We start from the raw sequence: 16,185 nt of genomic DNA, 5'->3' as shown, positions 1-16,185 counted from the left end.
TGCCAGGGCAGAGCGGGAGGTGATTGTTCACTGATGGGTAATTACAAATATTTAAGAACATATGCTCACACTTAATTTTGACCCCTTTCCCAGCCTTGCTTCCCAACGGTTTATCCTGCGGGCCCCTGCATTATATGACGATGAAGCCTTTGTTATTTTGAGGTCGGATCCGCTTGTGAACCAGTACCTGAACAGGGCTGCCACCACTACTGTAGCAGCAGCCAGGCAGTTTATTGAAATGATCCAGGCCAATATTGCCACTAACAAATCGTTGTATTGGGTGATCACCACGAAAGAAAGTGATGTTCCTATAGGTACCATTTGTTACTGGAATATTGAACCGGAGCTTGACCAGGCGGAAATAGGATACGAACTGCAGTCTGCTTTTTTCGGAAAAGGGATTATGCGGGAAATACTGCCGGTGGTAATACAGTTCGGCTTTGAGCAAATGCATCTTCAAAAAATTACAGCTTTCCCTTTCCATAAAAATGAAAGGTCTGTCAAACTCCTGGAGCTGAATCATTTTATTAAAGATGATCCGCTGAGAGAGAAACTGGAAAAAGAAGAGGACCTGTCGGGGCAGCTATGTTATTCTTTGTCAAAACCGGTATAGATCTCTTATTGACAGATGGTGCTTTGTTTTTATCTTAGATAAAAGCAATTGATCATGCCAGTGAAAAAAGGAATAGCGGTATATCACCCGGGTTCATTTACAGCCAGGTTTATGCAACCCCGGAGGGAGCTTGATAACATCTTAAAACCTGATTTCGACAAATTTTTTATTGTGAAGGTAGAGGAGATGTACCGCCTGGTAACACAGGCAGTACCTGCTTCACGGTCTACCAATCATAGCTGTTTGTTTATTACAGGTGGAGAGGCAAGTATAAAGATCGGAAGCGAATTGTATACGATCTATAAAAATGAAATGCTCTTTGTGCCGGCAGGACAAGTCTTCTCTTTTAAAAGCGGCGAAGTAAATAAAGGATACCTGTGTAATTTTCATACGGATATCCTTACCGGGAAATATAGTACACAGGAGCCGCTGAAAGCATTTGATTTTTTAAGGGTATGGGGTAACCCTAAAGTGCGGCTGGATAACCAGACTGCAGGATTTGTATTGCATCTTTTTAAACGCCTGCTGCTCGATTACAGCCGGAACGGGTTGAATAACCTGGAAATTATCCAGACATACCTTATCACATTGCTGTGTGAAGTGAAACAGCTTTACAAACCGCAGACGGGCACTCATCAAACCGCCGCCATTAATATTACCCATCGCTTTAAGGAACTGGTATTTGCCCATATCAGCACATTGCATCTTGTAACAGACTATGCTTCCCTGCTGAACATTACGCCTAATCATTTGAATAAATCAGTGAAAGCCGTTACGGGTAAATCCCCTGCACGGTGGATCGCTGAAACGATTGTACTGGAAGCAAAAGTATTATTGAGCCAAAGTAACCTAAGTATCAGCGAAGTGGCTGGGGACGTAGGTTTTGAGGACCAGTCGTATTTTACCCGGCTCTTCAGAAAATATGAAGGCATTACGCCAACCGAGTTTCGCAAGAAGATTGAATTGTCCTAAAATCACCCATATTGGTCCTAACAGCCGGAAGCTTTTAAACAGAGCTTTGCGGACATGTATTCGTTGTTCCCATGGAAAGCGGTATGAAGCTTTTATAAGATCGATTAACTATGCTGAAGTTTTTTAATACACAAGTTGGAAGATTGCGGCTGATAGCCTTTTTAGAAGGAATTTCCCTGCTGGTACTGGTTGGTATAGCGGTGCCCCTGAAATATGTATATCATGATCCTTCGCTGGTGAAGGCGATGGGACCTGCACATGGAATATTATTCCTGCTCTTTGTGTTAAATACCATGAGCGTTGGAATTGCCTACAGGTGGAAGTTCCGTACCACAACCTGGAAGGTATTGCTGGCATGTTTTATTCCTTTCGGGACATTTTATATAGACAGGGTTATTTTGTCGAAGTATATCTGAAATTGGAGATAGCGGGCGATGTGCGCTACTTTACCGTAATCTTAGCCAGGGCAACTTTTGACTTGCCAAATATTCTGTCCGTTTTCCCAACCATATACATATCATTTCCAAATACTACTCCTAACCGTGGCATAGCTGTAGGCACATCGCTATTGGTGAAAAATAGTTTTCTGTTGAGCTCACCGGTGAGTTCATTTACATTTAAAACAAAGCAGTCCGATTTTGCAAAGCGGTTAATTGCTTTTGCTTTCTGACCGGCCTGGATGATGTTCGCGTTTTTTGTATTATCGTTAAATATGATCTGGATAGTATTGCCTGTTTGAATAGCGCCAAACCCTGAATAAAACGGTCTGTTTCCGGCCATAAAATAGCTGGGAGTATATTGGAACCCACTACCATAGATTCTGCCTGAAGATTGAATCACCTCGCGTTGTTTTTTAGGTATGATCCGGAGCCATGCAATATTGCCGGCGGCATCTACTTTGCACATCATGAGATCGCCGGATATATAATTATAATTGGTAGTACTGGTCCACTGGCCGGGTGTGCCGTTGGCGCCTGCGCTATAGCTCTGACTGGTTGTAATGAAATGATGGAAGTATTCCGCCAGGATAATAAGACCATTGTCTGCCGTATAAAAGATATTCCTGAATTGCATGTATTTTGAAAATCCTTCTCCTTCATCCTTCAGTTTACTTATACTTTCCCTTAGTTTTTTTTCTTCTTTACTTTCATCCTTATCATCGTCGGTATCATTATCTGTGTTGTCTACATTGGCAGATAAAAAGGAATTATTGATAGGTTTATCACTTGTGGATATTACAGTTCCGTTTGCAACGTTAATTCTTTGTACCAGCATTCCATCGATGGTTTTGCCTTTTTTTTCATTACTGTAAAATGCTGCAAGAACCAGGTCATTGTTTTTCTCCTGTACTAATTTTGTACTGATCAGCCATTTCCCATTAATACTGGTATTTATTTCTGACCGTTGTTTACCTTTTTCATCGTAAATACGAATATTGTAATTCATAAAATCAAGGAATTTCTCCTTTTTCTTTTTACCTTCTTCATATTCGTACATGCGTCCTACAAGTATAACCTTTTGTTCATTGGTATACAATACATCTTCCAGCTGATATTTTTTAGATTCAAATTCATTTGAAATAGTAAAAGGGTTGGCCGTAGCTTTAAGATTTTTATTAAGCTCCTGGAACCTGTATTCATTTCTTTCTTTCCCCTCAATACTGCTAACAATGATCATTTTCGTGCTGTCTGTATTGTAAGTGATCCTGAAATTAATATCATCAGCTTTTTCTTCTTTCTGATAGCTGGCTACTTCCCTCCATTCTCCTGTAAGTTCCCCGGAGTTCTTATCTACCGCTGAAGCGTAAAGGGATAAGGTTTTGTCGCGTTTACTATAGTCGGAAGAAATCAAGAACAACTTGTCTTCACAGCTAAAGAACTGAACGAATTCTTTGCCCCTTAATTCTTTGTTGAAGTCGTTGCGGAAAACTTCCGATAGATTTTTATCCACCTTAACGAGTGAAGCTGATTCCCTTAGCGTTGCGCCAACTACAAAATAGCTTTTCATTGCAGGGTGGCTTTCCTGCAAAAAAGCACTGTTTTTATCTGCCAGTACAACTCTCAGATCTGAACTACCTTTTTTAAGGTTAAATTCTTCTCCCCATTTGATGGTTGTTTTTTGTGCATAGGTGGTTGTGCAGAGCATTGCTAAAGTTAGCGCCAGGGAAACAACTTTCATTAAATCAGTTTTTAGGTATCAGGATTACAATAATAAATAATATTAAGTAATACTATTGGAGATTTTTTGGCTGGAAGGATGGTGTGAAAGGTTTTTTGATGAAGCCCTTAAAAGAAAAACCCGCTCAATGAGCGGGCATCTTTAAAGCTTGCGGAGAAGAAGGGATTCGAACCCTTGATAGGCTTTCACCTATACACACTTTCCAGGCGTGCCAGTTCAACCACTCCTGCACTTCTCCGTGATTATCTTTCCTGAACAAACGGAAGGGTTGATTTTCCAATTCAGGGTTGCAAAGATAATCCTTTACTTTATATTTCAAAAAAAAGTTTAATTCTTATCGTAGAGCTTCCATATACCCCCGCCTAAAAGGCCGCCTACAATGGGTCCTACAATAAATACCCAGAGATGGGAAATAGCGGCACCACCAACAAACAGGGCTGGCCCGATGCTCCTGGCAGGATTCACAGAAACCCCTGTAACCGGGATGCCTACAATGTGGATCATGGTCAGGCAAAGCCCGATTGCCAGTCCGGCAAACGCTGTGTTGCCGTTGTTTTTACTGGTGCTGCCATGCACTACTACAAGGAATATGGCGGTCAGGGTGATTTCCGCCACCAGGCCGCTGATGAGGGAATAATGATCCGGTGAGCCATCTTCTACTCCGTTGGCGCCAAGACCGTTCGCCGCAATACTGTAATCTGCTTTACCCTGTGCAATAAAATACAGGAGCGCTGCAGCTACAATACCACCAATGATCTGTGCAACAATATACCCGCCTGCATCTTTGCCGGATATTTTGCCTGTAGACCACAGGGAAATGGTAATAGCTGGGTTTAAATGACATCCGGAAATATGACCTATTGCGTAGGCCATTGTAACCACCGATAAACCAAATGAAAAAGAGATACCAAGAAATCCAACATGACTGCCTGCTAAAACGGCACTTCCACAACCCATAAATACGAGCACAAAAGTGCCAAAGAATTCAGCAATGCATTTTTGTGATAACGAAACTCCCATAGAATAATAATTTTTGTGGTGAATAGAAATTGGGGAATAAGTGTTTGGTGATATTTAAATTTACTTTAAATATTCAAAATAAAAAAAAGTAGGATGTATAATTGAATGTACTTCCCGCTTCTAAATGCTTCCTTGAATAAGATATTTAATATACTTCAATCGGTGTAAGTTCGCCCCGCAGAGATGTTTCCAGCATTTTTTTGGCATCGCTGACAGAAAGCCCCTGGCCCAGTACAAACATCAGTTTGGTCACTGCTGCTTCAAAGGTCATATCATGACCGCTCACCACACCAATTTCCACCAGGTGCTGGCTGGTTTCATATTTCCCCAGCTCCACAGATCCACCGTCACATTGAGTGATATCTACTATAATAGCGCCGTTGTCGATCACTTTTTTAATGCTCTCTATAAACCAGGGTTGTGTGTTGGTATTACCACTGCCAAAGGTTTCCATGATTACGCCTTTTAAGCCGGATACGCTTAGTATAGCTTCCACTGCCCTCCTGGTAATACCTGGGAATAACTTTAAGACGGTAATATTTGTTTCCAGTTCTTTATGCACCTTTAATGGTTGTGTGGGTGGGGGTAAAATAAACTGGTGTTTGAACTTGATATCAATGCCTGCTTCTGCAAGTTGCGGGTAGTTCATTGTGTAAAAGGCCTCGAACTTTTCCGCATTATATTTTTTTGAACGGTTGCCTCTGAACAGGGAAAAGTCGAAGTAAATACATACTTCCGGTACCATAGAAACAGTGGTGCCGTTATGCCTGCTGCAGGCTATTTCCATTGCTGTAATAATGTTCTCTTTGGCGTCCGTACGTATTTTCCCGATGGGAAGCTGGGAGCCGGTGAGAATAACGGGTTTGGAGAGGTTTTCCAGCATAAAGCTCAGGGCGGAGGCTGTGAAAGCCATGGTGTCCGACCCATGAAGAATTACAAAGCCATCGTAACGGTCGTAGCGGTCTTCAATAATACTGGCCAGTTCCACCCATATCTCCGGCTGCATGTCTGATGAATCGATAGGCGGATTAAATGCGTATACATAAAAATCAATGCCCATCCGGTATAGTTCCGGTAAATTATTTCTTATCTCGTTGAAGCCGATCGGGCGCAGTGCTTTGGTTTTATCGTCATAGATCATACCTACAGTACCGCCCGTGTAAATTATCAGAATTTTACTCATTGTGCTAGTAGCCATTGCCTGCAAAGGTATTCACTAAACAGTTAGAGCATTTTGAATAATTTCCGGGCATTGCTGCTTGTTATAGCTGCAACGTCTGCTATTTTTAGATTTTTTATATCTGCCACCTTTTCTCCTGCCAGCGGGAGGTAGGCGCTTTCATTACGTTTTCCGCGATAAGGAACCGGCGCCAGGTAAGGTGCATCTGTTTCCATTACGATATGCGCCAGGTCAATTTCTTCCAGCAGTTTGTCCAAACCTGATTTCTTGAAAGTAACCACACCGCCTATACCGAGGTAAAAGCCCAGGTCGATGATTTCCTTTGCCTCATCCAGGGTTCCGGAGAAGCAGTGGAATACCCCGCTCAGGCGGCCATCCTGTAATGCTTTTACTTCGTTGATGCATTCCCGTGTGGCTTCCCGGCTGTGAATGGATACCGGGAGGTTGTACTCCCTCGACAATATCAGCTGCTCCTGGAAAGCTTTGTATTGCTGGATTAACAGGGATTTATCCCAGTAGAAGTCCAGCCCTATTTCACCGATGGCGCTGAACGGCCGTTGCTGTAACCAGGCCCTTACCAGGTCAAGCTGCTCATCCACGGCTTCTTTTACATAACAGGGATGTATGCCCATCATGGCGTAAATATGATCCGGGTGCTTTGCTTCCAGCGCCAGCATCCCATCAACAGAGCTTTCATCTATATTCGGCAAAAACAGTTTATCTACCCCTGCTGCTATGGCCCGCGCTACCATCTCCTCCCGGTCGGCCTCAAATTCTTCGGAATAAAGGTGCGTGTGGGTATCTATCCAAAGCATAATAATTATTTTATTGAATTTGTAATTTTTTTAATATTTAAACGGTATCTTTATTATTGCAAAGGTAAAGACCGGAAAACCTAATTGCTAATAAAACCTAAACTATGAAAAGCTATTTCAGTACAAATCGTGTGCTGGCATGGACTATTGCCAGCGTGGCGGTTGTCACCATTTTTTTCGCCTGTAAAAAGGAAGTAACCACAGATACCGCACCGAATAACCAGCCTGATAATAACACTATTGCTGCCGCGCAGCACGAGGCCGCCGCCAGCGCTATGTACAGCGGGCTTTTTGAAACAGTGGCGGAAGTAGCCGTTACCCAGGGACTGTTTACAGCCCGCAAGGCCGGTGTGAATAATGTGATGCCCAATACTGTAACAACTTCTTGCCCGGTAGCAGAGTTATTGGATGCCACCAATCCCGACCAATGGCCTAAAAAAGTGTTGATCGACTTTGGCGAATCCTGCCTCGACCGGTATGGCGTGTACCGCAGTGGTAAATTGAATGTTACTTTCAGTGGCCCGTTGTTTGACCCCGCTTCTACCATTACAGTGGAACCGGCAGACTATAAGCTTAATGGGAAGTTAATAGAAGGCCTCTTTAAGATCAGCGGTGTAAGCTACAGTTCAACAGCCGGCATCCAGTATACCACTGAATTAACCGGGGGAAAAGTAGTGCTGAACGATACGGTAGTGATCAACTATACCAGCAAAAGAACTATAAAACAAACAGCAGGGTTTGATCCGGTAAGCCCTCTGCTGAATCCTTCTGATGATGTATATGCGGTGGAAGGCAATGCCGGCATTTCTTATGAGAAGGGCCCTGTAACCGGTGTTACCGCTACTTTTACAACACAGGTGCCACTGGTAAAAGTATATGACTGCGGGCACTTCGTGAAAGGAAAACTGAAGGTTGAATTTGATAAGGTAACAGGGGTAGTTGATTACGGGAATGGTAAATGTACCGATCCTGTTACAATTACCGTAGGAGATAAAACAAAACAGATCAGCTTATAAAACTACCTGCAACAGCTGTTGCTGATGCCGTTTGTGATCGGCAACAGCTGTTACATGATGGCGGCTACTTCAAGTTTCTGTTTCCTGCAATATTCCAAAACCCGTGGCAGCGCATATTCCAGCCGGTCCCAGGCCTTGGCGCTATCGTGAAATACGACGATAGACCCGGGTTGTAATTTGAATACCACGTTTTGTACACATGCCTCTCCGTTGATCTGCGTATCGAAATCACCACTGAGAATATCCCACATAATAATTTGGGCGCCGGGGATCTTATCCCTGATCTGTTTGATCTGGAAGGGCGTGATCCTGCCATAGGGAGGCCTGAACAATGGTGAAGCAATATATTTCGCTGCTTCCAGCACGTTTTCAATATATTTCCCGGTACTGGTTTTCCATCCGTTCAGATGATTATGGGTGTGATTGCCGGTGGTATGACCCGCTTCCAGGATCTGCTGGTAAATAGCAGGATGTTCCAGTACGTTTTTCCCGATGCAGAAGAAAGTGGCTTTGGCATTGAATTTTGCCAATTGCTCCAGTACAAAGGGAGTAGCCTGGGGATGTGGGCCATCATCAAAAGTAAGATATACCTTATTGCCTGCCGGGGAAAGATTCCAGACACAGCTTTTATATAAGGCTTTCAGGATGCCGGGAGTTTTAGTAAGATAGAACATATAGCCTTTGGCTTTTAGCGATGAGCTTTAGTATACCGCAATATACTTAATGTCTGTTAGCACAACTTCGCATTAAAAAATTTTAATCTCCACATATCTCCCGGTACAATCACTTTCAGCTAAAAGCGAAATCCTTATCTTTGCCGCCTATGGATCACAAAAAAGTAAGAGTGCGTTTTGCGCCCAGTCCTACTGGTGGCTTACATCTTGGAGGTGTGCGCACTGTATTGTTCAACTATTTATTTGCGAAGCAGCATAAAGGCGATTTTATACTGCGTATAGAAGATACAGACCAGACCCGCTATGTTCCCGGGGCGGAAGAGTATATTAATGAATGTTTGCGCTGGTGCGGCCTTACTCCCGACGAAAGCCCGGAAGCAGGCGGTCCGTATGCTCCTTACCGTCAAAGTGAGCGGAAGCAGCTGTACCGTCAATATGCGGAGCAGCTGGTAAAAGCAGGGCATGCGTATTACGCTTTCGATACCCCGGAAGAACTGGAGAGTATGCGCGAGCGCCTGAAAACGCCGGAGAATCCATCTCCCCAATACAACCACATAGTGAGGGAAAAAATGCGTAATTCCCTTACGCTTCCTGATGCGGAAGTACAGGACCTGCTGGCGAAAAATACAGCGCATGTGATCCGTATAAACATGCCTGCCAATGAGGAAATTACTTTTACCGACCTGGTTCGGGGAGAAGTGACCTTTCATACTTCGCAGGTAGATGATAAAGTTTTGCTGAAAGCAGATGGTATGCCTACCTATCACCTTGCAGTGGTGGTAGACGATTACCTCATGAAAATAACCCACGCTTTCCGCGGCGAAGAGTGGCTGCCATCGGCGCCGGTACACCTGTTGCTGTGGAAGTTCCTGGGTTGGGAAGCGGATATGCCGCAATGGGCCCATCTGCCACTGATCCTGAAACCGGATGGCAATGGCAAGCTCAGCAAACGTGACGGAGATCGTTTAGGCTTCCCCGTATACGCCATGAACTGGACCGATCCCAACACCAAAGAAGTGACCAAAGGCTTCCGTGAACGCGGTTTCCTGCCGGAGGCATTCATCAATATGCTGGCTATGCTTGGCTGGAATGATGGTACGGAACAGGAAATATTTTCCCTGGAGGAACTGATACAAAAGTTCTCCCTGGAACGGGTACATAAGGCCGGCGCCAAATTCGATTTCGAAAAAGCGAAGTGGTTTAACCACCAGTATATTCATCACAAAGACAATGAAAGCCTGGCTGCCTTATTTCAGCCGGTACTTGAAGAGAAAGGCATTACAGCGGATCCCGCTTATGTGGCCACGGTAGCAGGGCTTGTTAAAGAACGCTGCTATTTTGTGAATGAAATATGGGATCATGGATTTTTCTTCTTCCAAAGCCCGGGCAGTTATGATGAAGCAGCCGTAAAGCCTAAATGGAACGCAGATAAAGAAGCGTTTTTCCAAACCTGGTCTGAACAGCTGGAGTCGTTATCTGCTGCACCGGCAGCTGAGCTGGAGGCAGCGTTCAAAGCCCTGGCAGCAGAAAAGAACCTTAAAATGGGAGATGTACAACTGCCATTCCGCATTATGCTCACCGGTGGAAAATTCGGACCTCCTGTGTTTGATATCGTAGCCACCCTGGGGGCAGCTGAAACCCGTTCGCGTATTGCAAAAGGGCTGGAAGCGTTTAAGTAGGACTGTTAGTTGTTAAATAGATAAAGGCTAAGCGGTGATGAATTGCTTAGCCTTAGTTATTTTTCCACGTTTTTAATTCCGAGTGGCTGCTGATCAGGTCAAAGTCGCTGTCGTTGTGCACCACTTCCAGGTTAAAGCTCAGGGCATAAAAAGCGATTACGCAATCATTACTTTTGCGGATGGTAATACCTTTTTTGCGGAGCGAGCGGAATAATGCGGAGGCGCCAATAGCGGTGGCCATGGGAGATAATTCCAATCTGGTAAAATGCCGGAATGTTTCTTTTACTTTCCTGTGTTCATTATCATCTCTTATCCCTTGAAGGCATTCCTGTACCACGATAGGAATAAGCGGAATTTCGAAGTCATTATTCAGGTAATGGGTTAACAGATTGGTTTGTGGTGTTTCTTTCTGGCGTAAAGCGTCAATCCAGACAGATGTATCGAAAAGTAGTGGCTTCATTTTTTCCCCCTCATTTCGTTTAGGTCTCCATCCCATTGTACTTTTCCCTTCAGATCTAAAAATTTGCGCTGATTAATACCTAGAATATATTTTTTAAGCGCTTCATTTATTACTTCTTCTTTTGTTTTACCCTTATTAAGCCGCATCGCTTCTTTGATCAGTTTATCATCTAGGTCTATATTGGTTTTTGCCATATAAAGTGGATTACTGTAAATAAAAATACATATAATAATACACATAAAAAGGCCGGACAGTAACTGCCCGGCCTCCCCATATCTGAAAGAAATATTTTACTTCCCTTTGGCACTTTCTTTTGCCCATGCGTCTTTCAGGGTTACTGTTCTGTTGAACACCACTTTTTCAGGAGTGCTGTCTTTATCTACTACAAAGTAACCTTTGCGCAGGAACTGGAAGCGTTCGCCTGGTTTGGCCTGTAGCAGGCCCGGTTCTACATAGGCCTGTTTAATTACCTGCAATGAATCCGGGTTGATAAGGGTTTTGAAGTCGGCTTCTTCTGCCTGTGGATTTTCCGCGGTAAACAGGCGGTCGTAGATCCTTACTTCGGCAGTAGCGGCGTGCGCTGCGCTTACCCAGTGGATGGTTCCTTTAACGGTTAGCCCGCTCTGGTCGCCCCCACTTTTGCTTTCCGGCAGGTAAGTGGCGTAAATGGTAGTGATATTACCGTCTGCGTCCTTTTCAAAGCTTTCTCCTTTGATGATATAGGCGTTTTTCAAACGCACCATCAGGCCGGGACCGAGGCGGAAGAATTTCTTTGGAGGCTCCTCCATAAAATCTTCCCGCTCTATATACAGCGTATTGCTGAAAGGCAGGGTACGGGAGCCTGCGTTTTCATCTTCCGGATTGTTATCGGCGGTCATTTCTTCTACCTGTCCTTCGGGATAATTGGTGATCACCAGTTTTACGGGGTCCAGCACGGCCATTACGCGGTTGGCGGTCCTGTTCAGCTCTTCGCGGATACAGAATTCCAGGAGACCCAGTTCGATCATATTATCGCGTTTCTGTACGCCTACGCGTTCGCAGAGCTGGCGGATGCTGGCAGCGGTATAACCACGGCGGCGCAGGCCGCTGATGGTAGGCATACGGGGGTCATCCCATCCGCTTACGTGACCTTCTTCCACCAGTTGTTTGAGTTTTCGTTTACTCATCACCGTATAGGTAAGGTTTAAGCGGGCAAACTCGTACTGGCGGCTGGGGAAGATCTCCAGTTCTTTAATGAACCAGTCGTACAGCGGGCGGTGCGGAATGAATTCCAGCGTACAGATGGAATGGGTAATATGTTCGATGCTGTCGCTTTGTCCATGCGCAAAATCATACATTGGGTAGATGCACCATTTATCGCCGGTACGGTGGTGGTGTGCATGTTTAATGCGGTACATCAGTGGGTCGCGCATGTGCATATTGGGCGAAGCCAGGTCTGCTTTGGCGCGGAGGGTTTTTTCGCCGTCCTTGAATTCGCCTTTGCGCATCCGCTCAAACAGGTCGAGGTTTTCCGCTACGGAGCGGCTCCTGGCCGGGGTGGGCGTACCTGGTACGGTAGGCGTACCTTTGGCAGCGGCAATTTCATCGGCGCTGGCGTCTTCTACATAGGCCAGCCCTTTTTCTATCATTTTTACGGCAAATGCGTAGAGTTGTTCAAAGTAATCGGAAGCATACAGTTCCTGCTCCCACTCAAATCCCAGCCAGCGGATATCATCTTTAATAGATTCCACGTACTCGGTATCTTCAGTAACCGGGTTGGTATCGTCGAAGCGGAGATTGGTTTTTCCATTGTATTTCTGGGCCAGTCCAAAGTTCAGTACAATGGATTTGGCATGACCTATATGCAGGTAGCCATTGGGTTCGGGCGGGAACCGGGTCAGTACCCGGCCGTCATTTACGCCGTTCGCTATGTCTTCCTCAACAATTTGTTCTATAAAATTGAGGGATCTTTCTTCGCTCATAATAATTTTATCTTGGACGGCAAATGTACAAAAAAGCCGAGAGCTTAAGCTTTCTGCTTTTTCGTACATTTACTTCCTTAATATGAAAATGGTATGGTCAACCCGTTAAATCGTCCTGTTCGTGTATTGGTAGCTAAAGTAGGCCTGGATGGCCACGACAGGGGCGCAAAGGTAATTGCGGCAGCACTGCGGGATGCCGGCATGGAGGTAATATATACCGGTTTGCGCCAAACCCCGGAGATGGTGGTGAATGCCGCCCTGCAGGAAGATGTGGACGCTATAGGCATAAGCATTCTCTCTGGCGCTCATATGACCGTATTCCCCAAGATCATTGCCCAGATGAAGGAAAAGGGCATGAACGATGTGCTGCTCACCGGTGGTGGCATTATCCCCGACGCCGATATGGAAGCACTGCAGGAAATGGGGGTAGGAAAACTGTTCCCTCCCGGTACCAATACCAAAGACATTTCCGAGTATATCACCAGCTGGGTGGCCAGTCACAGGAATTTTTAAAAAAATTCCCGGATCGCCGTAACATTTTTAAAACCGGGTCGTCTTTAGTGGAAATAGTCCACCAAATATCTAAAAAACCATAACACCCGCTTTATGAAATGTAAGTTATGCCCGTTATTCCTGTTACTGTTGATATTGTGTTGTAATGTATTCGCCCAGGAAAAGAAAGACTCGGTCACTAAGACTGCGACCACCACTTCTGCTAACGCTGATACCTCTGTTGTTAGCAGTGAGAAAACCGTTTTTTCCATCATTTTCGGAAAATATCCCAAACACCGGGAAGGAGTATACATAACCCACGGTGGAGATGGCCCCCTATTGTCCTTTGCTTCTATGAAAAACAACGGGGAGCATCTGCGTAACATTCCGAGGTTTACCATGTTTCTGAATGTCGGCTCTAACTTTAATAAGGACTTTTCCCGGAATTTTGGTGTTTTTACAGGGATCAACCTGAAGAACATCGGGTTAATCTCAAAGCCTGCGGATTCCCTGAAATTGAAACAACGGGTGTACACCCTGGGAGTTCCGCTGGGTATCAAGGTAGGTGATCTTTCTTCCGGTAGCTTATTCTTTTTTGCCGGTGGCGAAATAGACATGGCTATTAACTATAAAGAAAAACAATTTGTGGATGGTGATAAGGTCCATAAATTCAATGAATGGTTCAGCGACCGTACGCCCCTGCTGATGCCTTCCCTGTTTGCAGGTTTCCGCTTTAATCCCGGCTTTGGACTGAAGGTGCAGTACTATCCGCAAAATTTCTTCAACAAGGACTTTAAAACAAAAGATAAAGATGGCAATTCCGTTTACCCCTACAAAAATTTAGAGGCAAACCTGATGTTTGTTACCTTCAGTTATAACTTCAGCGGCATCGATTATTTTAAAGTAAAGAGAAAAAGACACTATATGAAGATGAAAAGTGGCAAAGCAGAGTTTGAGGTGAACTATTAACTTAGCAAATAAGTCTTCTTATCCAGTAGGTTATCTCTGAACAATTGACAGTCCATTTGATAGACTAGCACCCTGTTTTCGTTGACAATCGGGGATTCTATTTCTCCCATATTTCTTGTTAGTTGGTTTATAAAGCTTCAAAGCCAACTTTGAAGCTTTATAGTTTTCTCCTCACAAAGAAAGAGCAATCGTTTAAAAATTGTTGGCATGAATTTGCCGAATAGCATTTCTTTACAGAAATTATCCTATAAAAAACATTGTTATGAAACACCCATCTCATCCCCCTACTAGGAGTCTTGTTCGCATTTGTTATTCTTGTTTTCAGCTGTAAAAAAGAAGGAAATGACTCAGGAGATTCTCCAGCAATTCAACCTGGTGATTCCGTAGTTTTATATCCTGAAAAAGCACACGTTGAAGGAGCATTGCCTTTTGATATTAAGTTGGTACGGGCGATGGATCCAAAGCGGATCCCTCTGCCGCCTCCGCAAATGGGTTTTCGTAATGAATATGAAGATAGATCAAAAGCTTATACCAGGGAGATTGTTGCAGAAAACTGGACAATCGACGGCAAATGGTTTACTTTCAAAAGCATTTTGACTTTTCCCTATGTTAGCAATCCTGAACTCATTAAATCGGCGTATTTGACACTTCATTCACATTTCTCCCCTGGGGGAAGGCAATAAAGTTGATGCTAACCCGGGTCCCAATAACGCATTTTATATCCGACGTATTGATATGGACTGGGACGTATATAATCCGCAAACTGTAACCCCTAAAAGCGATGTTTACGATTTTGGTAGTACGCTTGAAGATCAGGTACTGGTACCACATACTAATTTAAAACAGCTTGATATTACTGTTGATGTAACCGCACTTATGAAAAAGATGAAGAATGTAAATGGGAGTGGGTTCATGATGGGATTTATGATTGAACTTAAGGAAAGCTCTAAAGTTCTTAATAGAAGGATTTTTTATTCTAATCAATATCCCGATAACATTACTCCAGATGTGGTTAAGGCGCCCCGACTTGTTATTAACTATTAATTTTCCGAGATGTGCTATTTTAATGGTAAAAGAAGGTAGAACTCATTAAAAGAATAGAATTATCGTACTGCGACCTCATAGAGAAGATCATCAAAAGGGGGAGCGGTAAAAAGGTTGAATCCTTTTGTAGGATGGTGGCCTTGTAACCAGTTATAATAGTGAACTGGCTGAAAAATATCTCAATCTTATATAGACTTCTTCCTTGAGGCAGAATGCTGCTATGCTTAATCCTAAGTTCAGGCCGGGATAAGCAACTCTATCGGGCTGATTCGTTAGGTTATTGAATATTGCTTAATATTGATAAACTAAAATACGGCACATGTATCAGACCATAAGCACCCATTTGGAGAATAACATCCTGACGATCACCATCAACCGCCCGGAAAAGATGAATGCCCTCAACCAGCAGGTGCTGGCGGACCTTGCATTGGCAGTAGATGAAGTGTACAGCAACAGGCAAATCAAAGGAGCCATTATTACCGGCGCAGGTGAAAAAGCATTTGTAGCCGGCGCAGATATCAGCGAGTTCCTGACGTTATCAGATAAACAGGGAGAAGAACTGGCCAAGAAAGGCCATGTTATCTTCCAACGCATAGAAAGCAGCCCTAAGCCCATCATAGCCGCTGTAAACGGTTTTGCATTGGGCGGAGGCTGTGAGCTGGCCATGGCCTGTCATTTCCGGATTGCCAGCGAAAACGCTAAGTTTGGCCAGCCGGAAGTGAACCTGGGGCTGATTCCCGGTTACGGCGGCACCCAAAGGCTTACCCAGCTGATTGGTAAGGGGAAAGCCCTGGAGCTTATGCTTACGGGAGATATGATCAATGCCACGGAGGCACAGGCCTGGGGACTGGTGAACCATGTTTTAAAGCCCGAAGAATTGCTGCCCAAAGCCATTTCCATCTTACAAAAAATACAGACAAAAGCACCACTGGCAGTGGCCCGCGTGATTAAATGCGCCAATGCCGCACTGGATAAAGACCAGGACGGCTTTGAACTGGAACTGAAAGAATTCGGGGCCTGCTTTGCTACAAAAGATCTGCAGGAAGGGGCAGCAGCCTTTATCCAGAAAAGACAGGCGAATTTTACCGGGGAATAGCTTGCAGCCCAAACCG

18 protein-coding genes and 1 tRNA gene are annotated in these 16,185 nt (G+C 44.4%); 10 read left to right on the top strand and 9 right to left on the bottom strand.

The features are described 5' to 3' along the window. Positions 1 to 61 precede the first annotated feature (61 nt). The 3 genes from FN124_RS07575 to FN124_RS07565 all read left to right on the top strand — a co-directional run bounded on the left by FN124_RS07575 (position 62) and on the right by FN124_RS07565 (position 2,001). Complete coding sequence (locus FN124_RS07575) at positions 62 to 613, top strand: GNAT family N-acetyltransferase (protein WP_142684125.1); 552 nt, start codon at positions 62 to 64, stop codon at positions 611 to 613. 54 nt (positions 614 to 667) lie between these two features. Next, a complete protein-coding gene (locus tag FN124_RS07570; RefSeq protein ID WP_142684124.1) occupies positions 668 to 1,585 on the top strand; it encodes a helix-turn-helix domain-containing protein in 918 nt (305 codons plus the stop codon). 110 nt (positions 1,586 to 1,695) lie between these two features. Then, positions 1,696 to 2,001: a DUF3817 domain-containing protein gene (locus tag FN124_RS07565; RefSeq protein WP_142684123.1), complete on the top strand. Its 306-nt coding sequence runs from the start codon at positions 1,696 to 1,698 to the stop codon at positions 1,999 to 2,001. 25 nt (positions 2,002 to 2,026) lie between these two features. Here FN124_RS07565 and FN124_RS07560 read toward each other — a convergent pair whose 3' ends face one another. From FN124_RS07560 to FN124_RS07540, 5 genes are all read right to left on the bottom strand, one after another. After that, positions 2,027 to 3,763, bottom strand: a complete 1,737-nt coding sequence (locus tag FN124_RS07560) for a hypothetical protein (RefSeq protein ID WP_142684122.1) — start codon at positions 3,761 to 3,763, stop codon at positions 2,027 to 2,029. A gap of 151 nt (positions 3,764 to 3,914) precedes the next feature. After that, positions 3,915 to 4,001: transfer RNA gene (locus tag FN124_RS07555), tRNA-Ser, on the bottom strand. Positions 4,002 to 4,090: 89 nt separating this feature from the next. Continuing rightward, complete coding sequence (gene aqpZ / locus FN124_RS07550; RefSeq protein WP_142684121.1) at positions 4,091 to 4,783, bottom strand: aquaporin Z; 693 nt, start codon at positions 4,781 to 4,783, stop codon at positions 4,091 to 4,093. Between the two features lie 145 nt (positions 4,784 to 4,928). After that, complete coding sequence (locus FN124_RS07545; protein WP_142684120.1) at positions 4,929 to 5,966, bottom strand: asparaginase; 1,038 nt, start codon at positions 5,964 to 5,966, stop codon at positions 4,929 to 4,931. A 41-nt stretch (positions 5,967 to 6,007) separates the two neighbouring features. Continuing rightward, on the bottom strand, positions 6,008 to 6,778 hold the full coding sequence (locus FN124_RS07540) for a TatD family hydrolase (protein WP_142684119.1): 771 nt from the start codon (positions 6,776 to 6,778) through the stop codon (positions 6,008 to 6,010). 104 nt (positions 6,779 to 6,882) lie between these two features. Between FN124_RS07540 and FN124_RS07535 the strand changes: the two genes are divergently transcribed. Beyond that, positions 6,883 to 7,794, top strand: a complete 912-nt coding sequence (locus FN124_RS07535) for a hypothetical protein (protein ID WP_142684118.1) — start codon at positions 6,883 to 6,885, stop codon at positions 7,792 to 7,794. Between the two features lie 50 nt (positions 7,795 to 7,844). Here the strand turns inward: FN124_RS07535 and FN124_RS07530 are convergent, their stop codons facing one another. Then, the gene (locus FN124_RS07530; RefSeq protein ID WP_142684117.1) at positions 7,845 to 8,468 is read right to left on the bottom strand and encodes a polysaccharide deacetylase family protein; all 624 of its coding nucleotides are present in this window, start codon (positions 8,466 to 8,468) and stop codon (positions 7,845 to 7,847) included. A gap of 149 nt (positions 8,469 to 8,617) precedes the next feature. Between FN124_RS07530 and gltX the strand changes: the two genes are divergently transcribed. Continuing rightward, positions 8,618 to 10,147 (top strand): glutamate--tRNA ligase, encoded by a 1,530-nt coding sequence (gene gltX / locus FN124_RS07525; RefSeq protein WP_142684116.1) that lies wholly within the window; start codon positions 8,618 to 8,620, stop codon positions 10,145 to 10,147. A 52-nt stretch (positions 10,148 to 10,199) separates the two neighbouring features. Here gltX and vapC read toward each other — a convergent pair whose 3' ends face one another. From vapC to FN124_RS07510, 3 genes are all read right to left on the bottom strand, one after another. Continuing rightward, entirely contained in the window at positions 10,200 to 10,607 is a 408-nt protein-coding gene (gene vapC / locus FN124_RS07520) for a type II toxin-antitoxin system VapC family toxin (RefSeq protein ID WP_142684115.1), read from the bottom strand. Beyond that, positions 10,604 to 10,801: a type II toxin-antitoxin system VapB family antitoxin gene (locus tag FN124_RS07515; RefSeq protein WP_142684114.1), complete on the bottom strand. Its 198-nt coding sequence runs from the start codon at positions 10,799 to 10,801 to the stop codon at positions 10,604 to 10,606. The genes vapC and FN124_RS07515 overlap by 4 nt, the downstream gene beginning before the upstream one ends. Before the next feature lie 96 nt (positions 10,802 to 10,897). Then, on the bottom strand, positions 10,898 to 12,568 hold the full coding sequence (locus FN124_RS07510; RefSeq protein ID WP_142684113.1) for a glutamine--tRNA ligase/YqeY domain fusion protein: 1,671 nt from the start codon (positions 12,566 to 12,568) through the stop codon (positions 10,898 to 10,900). A 93-nt stretch (positions 12,569 to 12,661) separates the two neighbouring features. Here FN124_RS07510 and FN124_RS07505 point away from each other — a divergent pair, with 93 nt between their 5' ends. The 5 genes from FN124_RS07505 to FN124_RS07485 all read left to right on the top strand — a co-directional run bounded on the left by FN124_RS07505 (position 12,662) and on the right by FN124_RS07485 (position 16,169). Then, positions 12,662 to 13,081: a cobalamin B12-binding domain-containing protein gene (locus FN124_RS07505; protein ID WP_142684112.1), complete on the top strand. Its 420-nt coding sequence runs from the start codon at positions 12,662 to 12,664 to the stop codon at positions 13,079 to 13,081. A 93-nt stretch (positions 13,082 to 13,174) separates the two neighbouring features. Next, the gene (locus tag FN124_RS07500) at positions 13,175 to 14,029 is read left to right on the top strand and encodes a hypothetical protein (protein ID WP_142684111.1); all 855 of its coding nucleotides are present in this window, start codon (positions 13,175 to 13,177) and stop codon (positions 14,027 to 14,029) included. Between the two features lie 296 nt (positions 14,030 to 14,325). Continuing rightward, positions 14,326 to 14,712: a hypothetical protein gene (locus tag FN124_RS07495; RefSeq protein WP_142684110.1), complete on the top strand. Its 387-nt coding sequence runs from the start codon at positions 14,326 to 14,328 to the stop codon at positions 14,710 to 14,712. Between the two features lie 52 nt (positions 14,713 to 14,764). After that, on the top strand, positions 14,765 to 15,073 hold the full coding sequence (locus FN124_RS07490; protein WP_142684109.1) for a hypothetical protein: 309 nt from the start codon (positions 14,765 to 14,767) through the stop codon (positions 15,071 to 15,073). Positions 15,074 to 15,392: 319 nt separating this feature from the next. Then, positions 15,393 to 16,169: an enoyl-CoA hydratase/isomerase family protein gene (locus FN124_RS07485; RefSeq protein ID WP_142684108.1), complete on the top strand. Its 777-nt coding sequence runs from the start codon at positions 15,393 to 15,395 to the stop codon at positions 16,167 to 16,169. The last annotated feature ends 16 nt before the right edge of the window (positions 16,170 to 16,185 follow it).

This window comes from Chitinophaga polysaccharea (assembly GCF_902150045.1).
Classification (GTDB): domain Bacteria; phylum Bacteroidota; class Bacteroidia; order Chitinophagales; family Chitinophagaceae; genus Chitinophaga; species Chitinophaga polysaccharea_A.
This window is presented reverse-complemented; position numbering and strand designations above follow the sequence as displayed.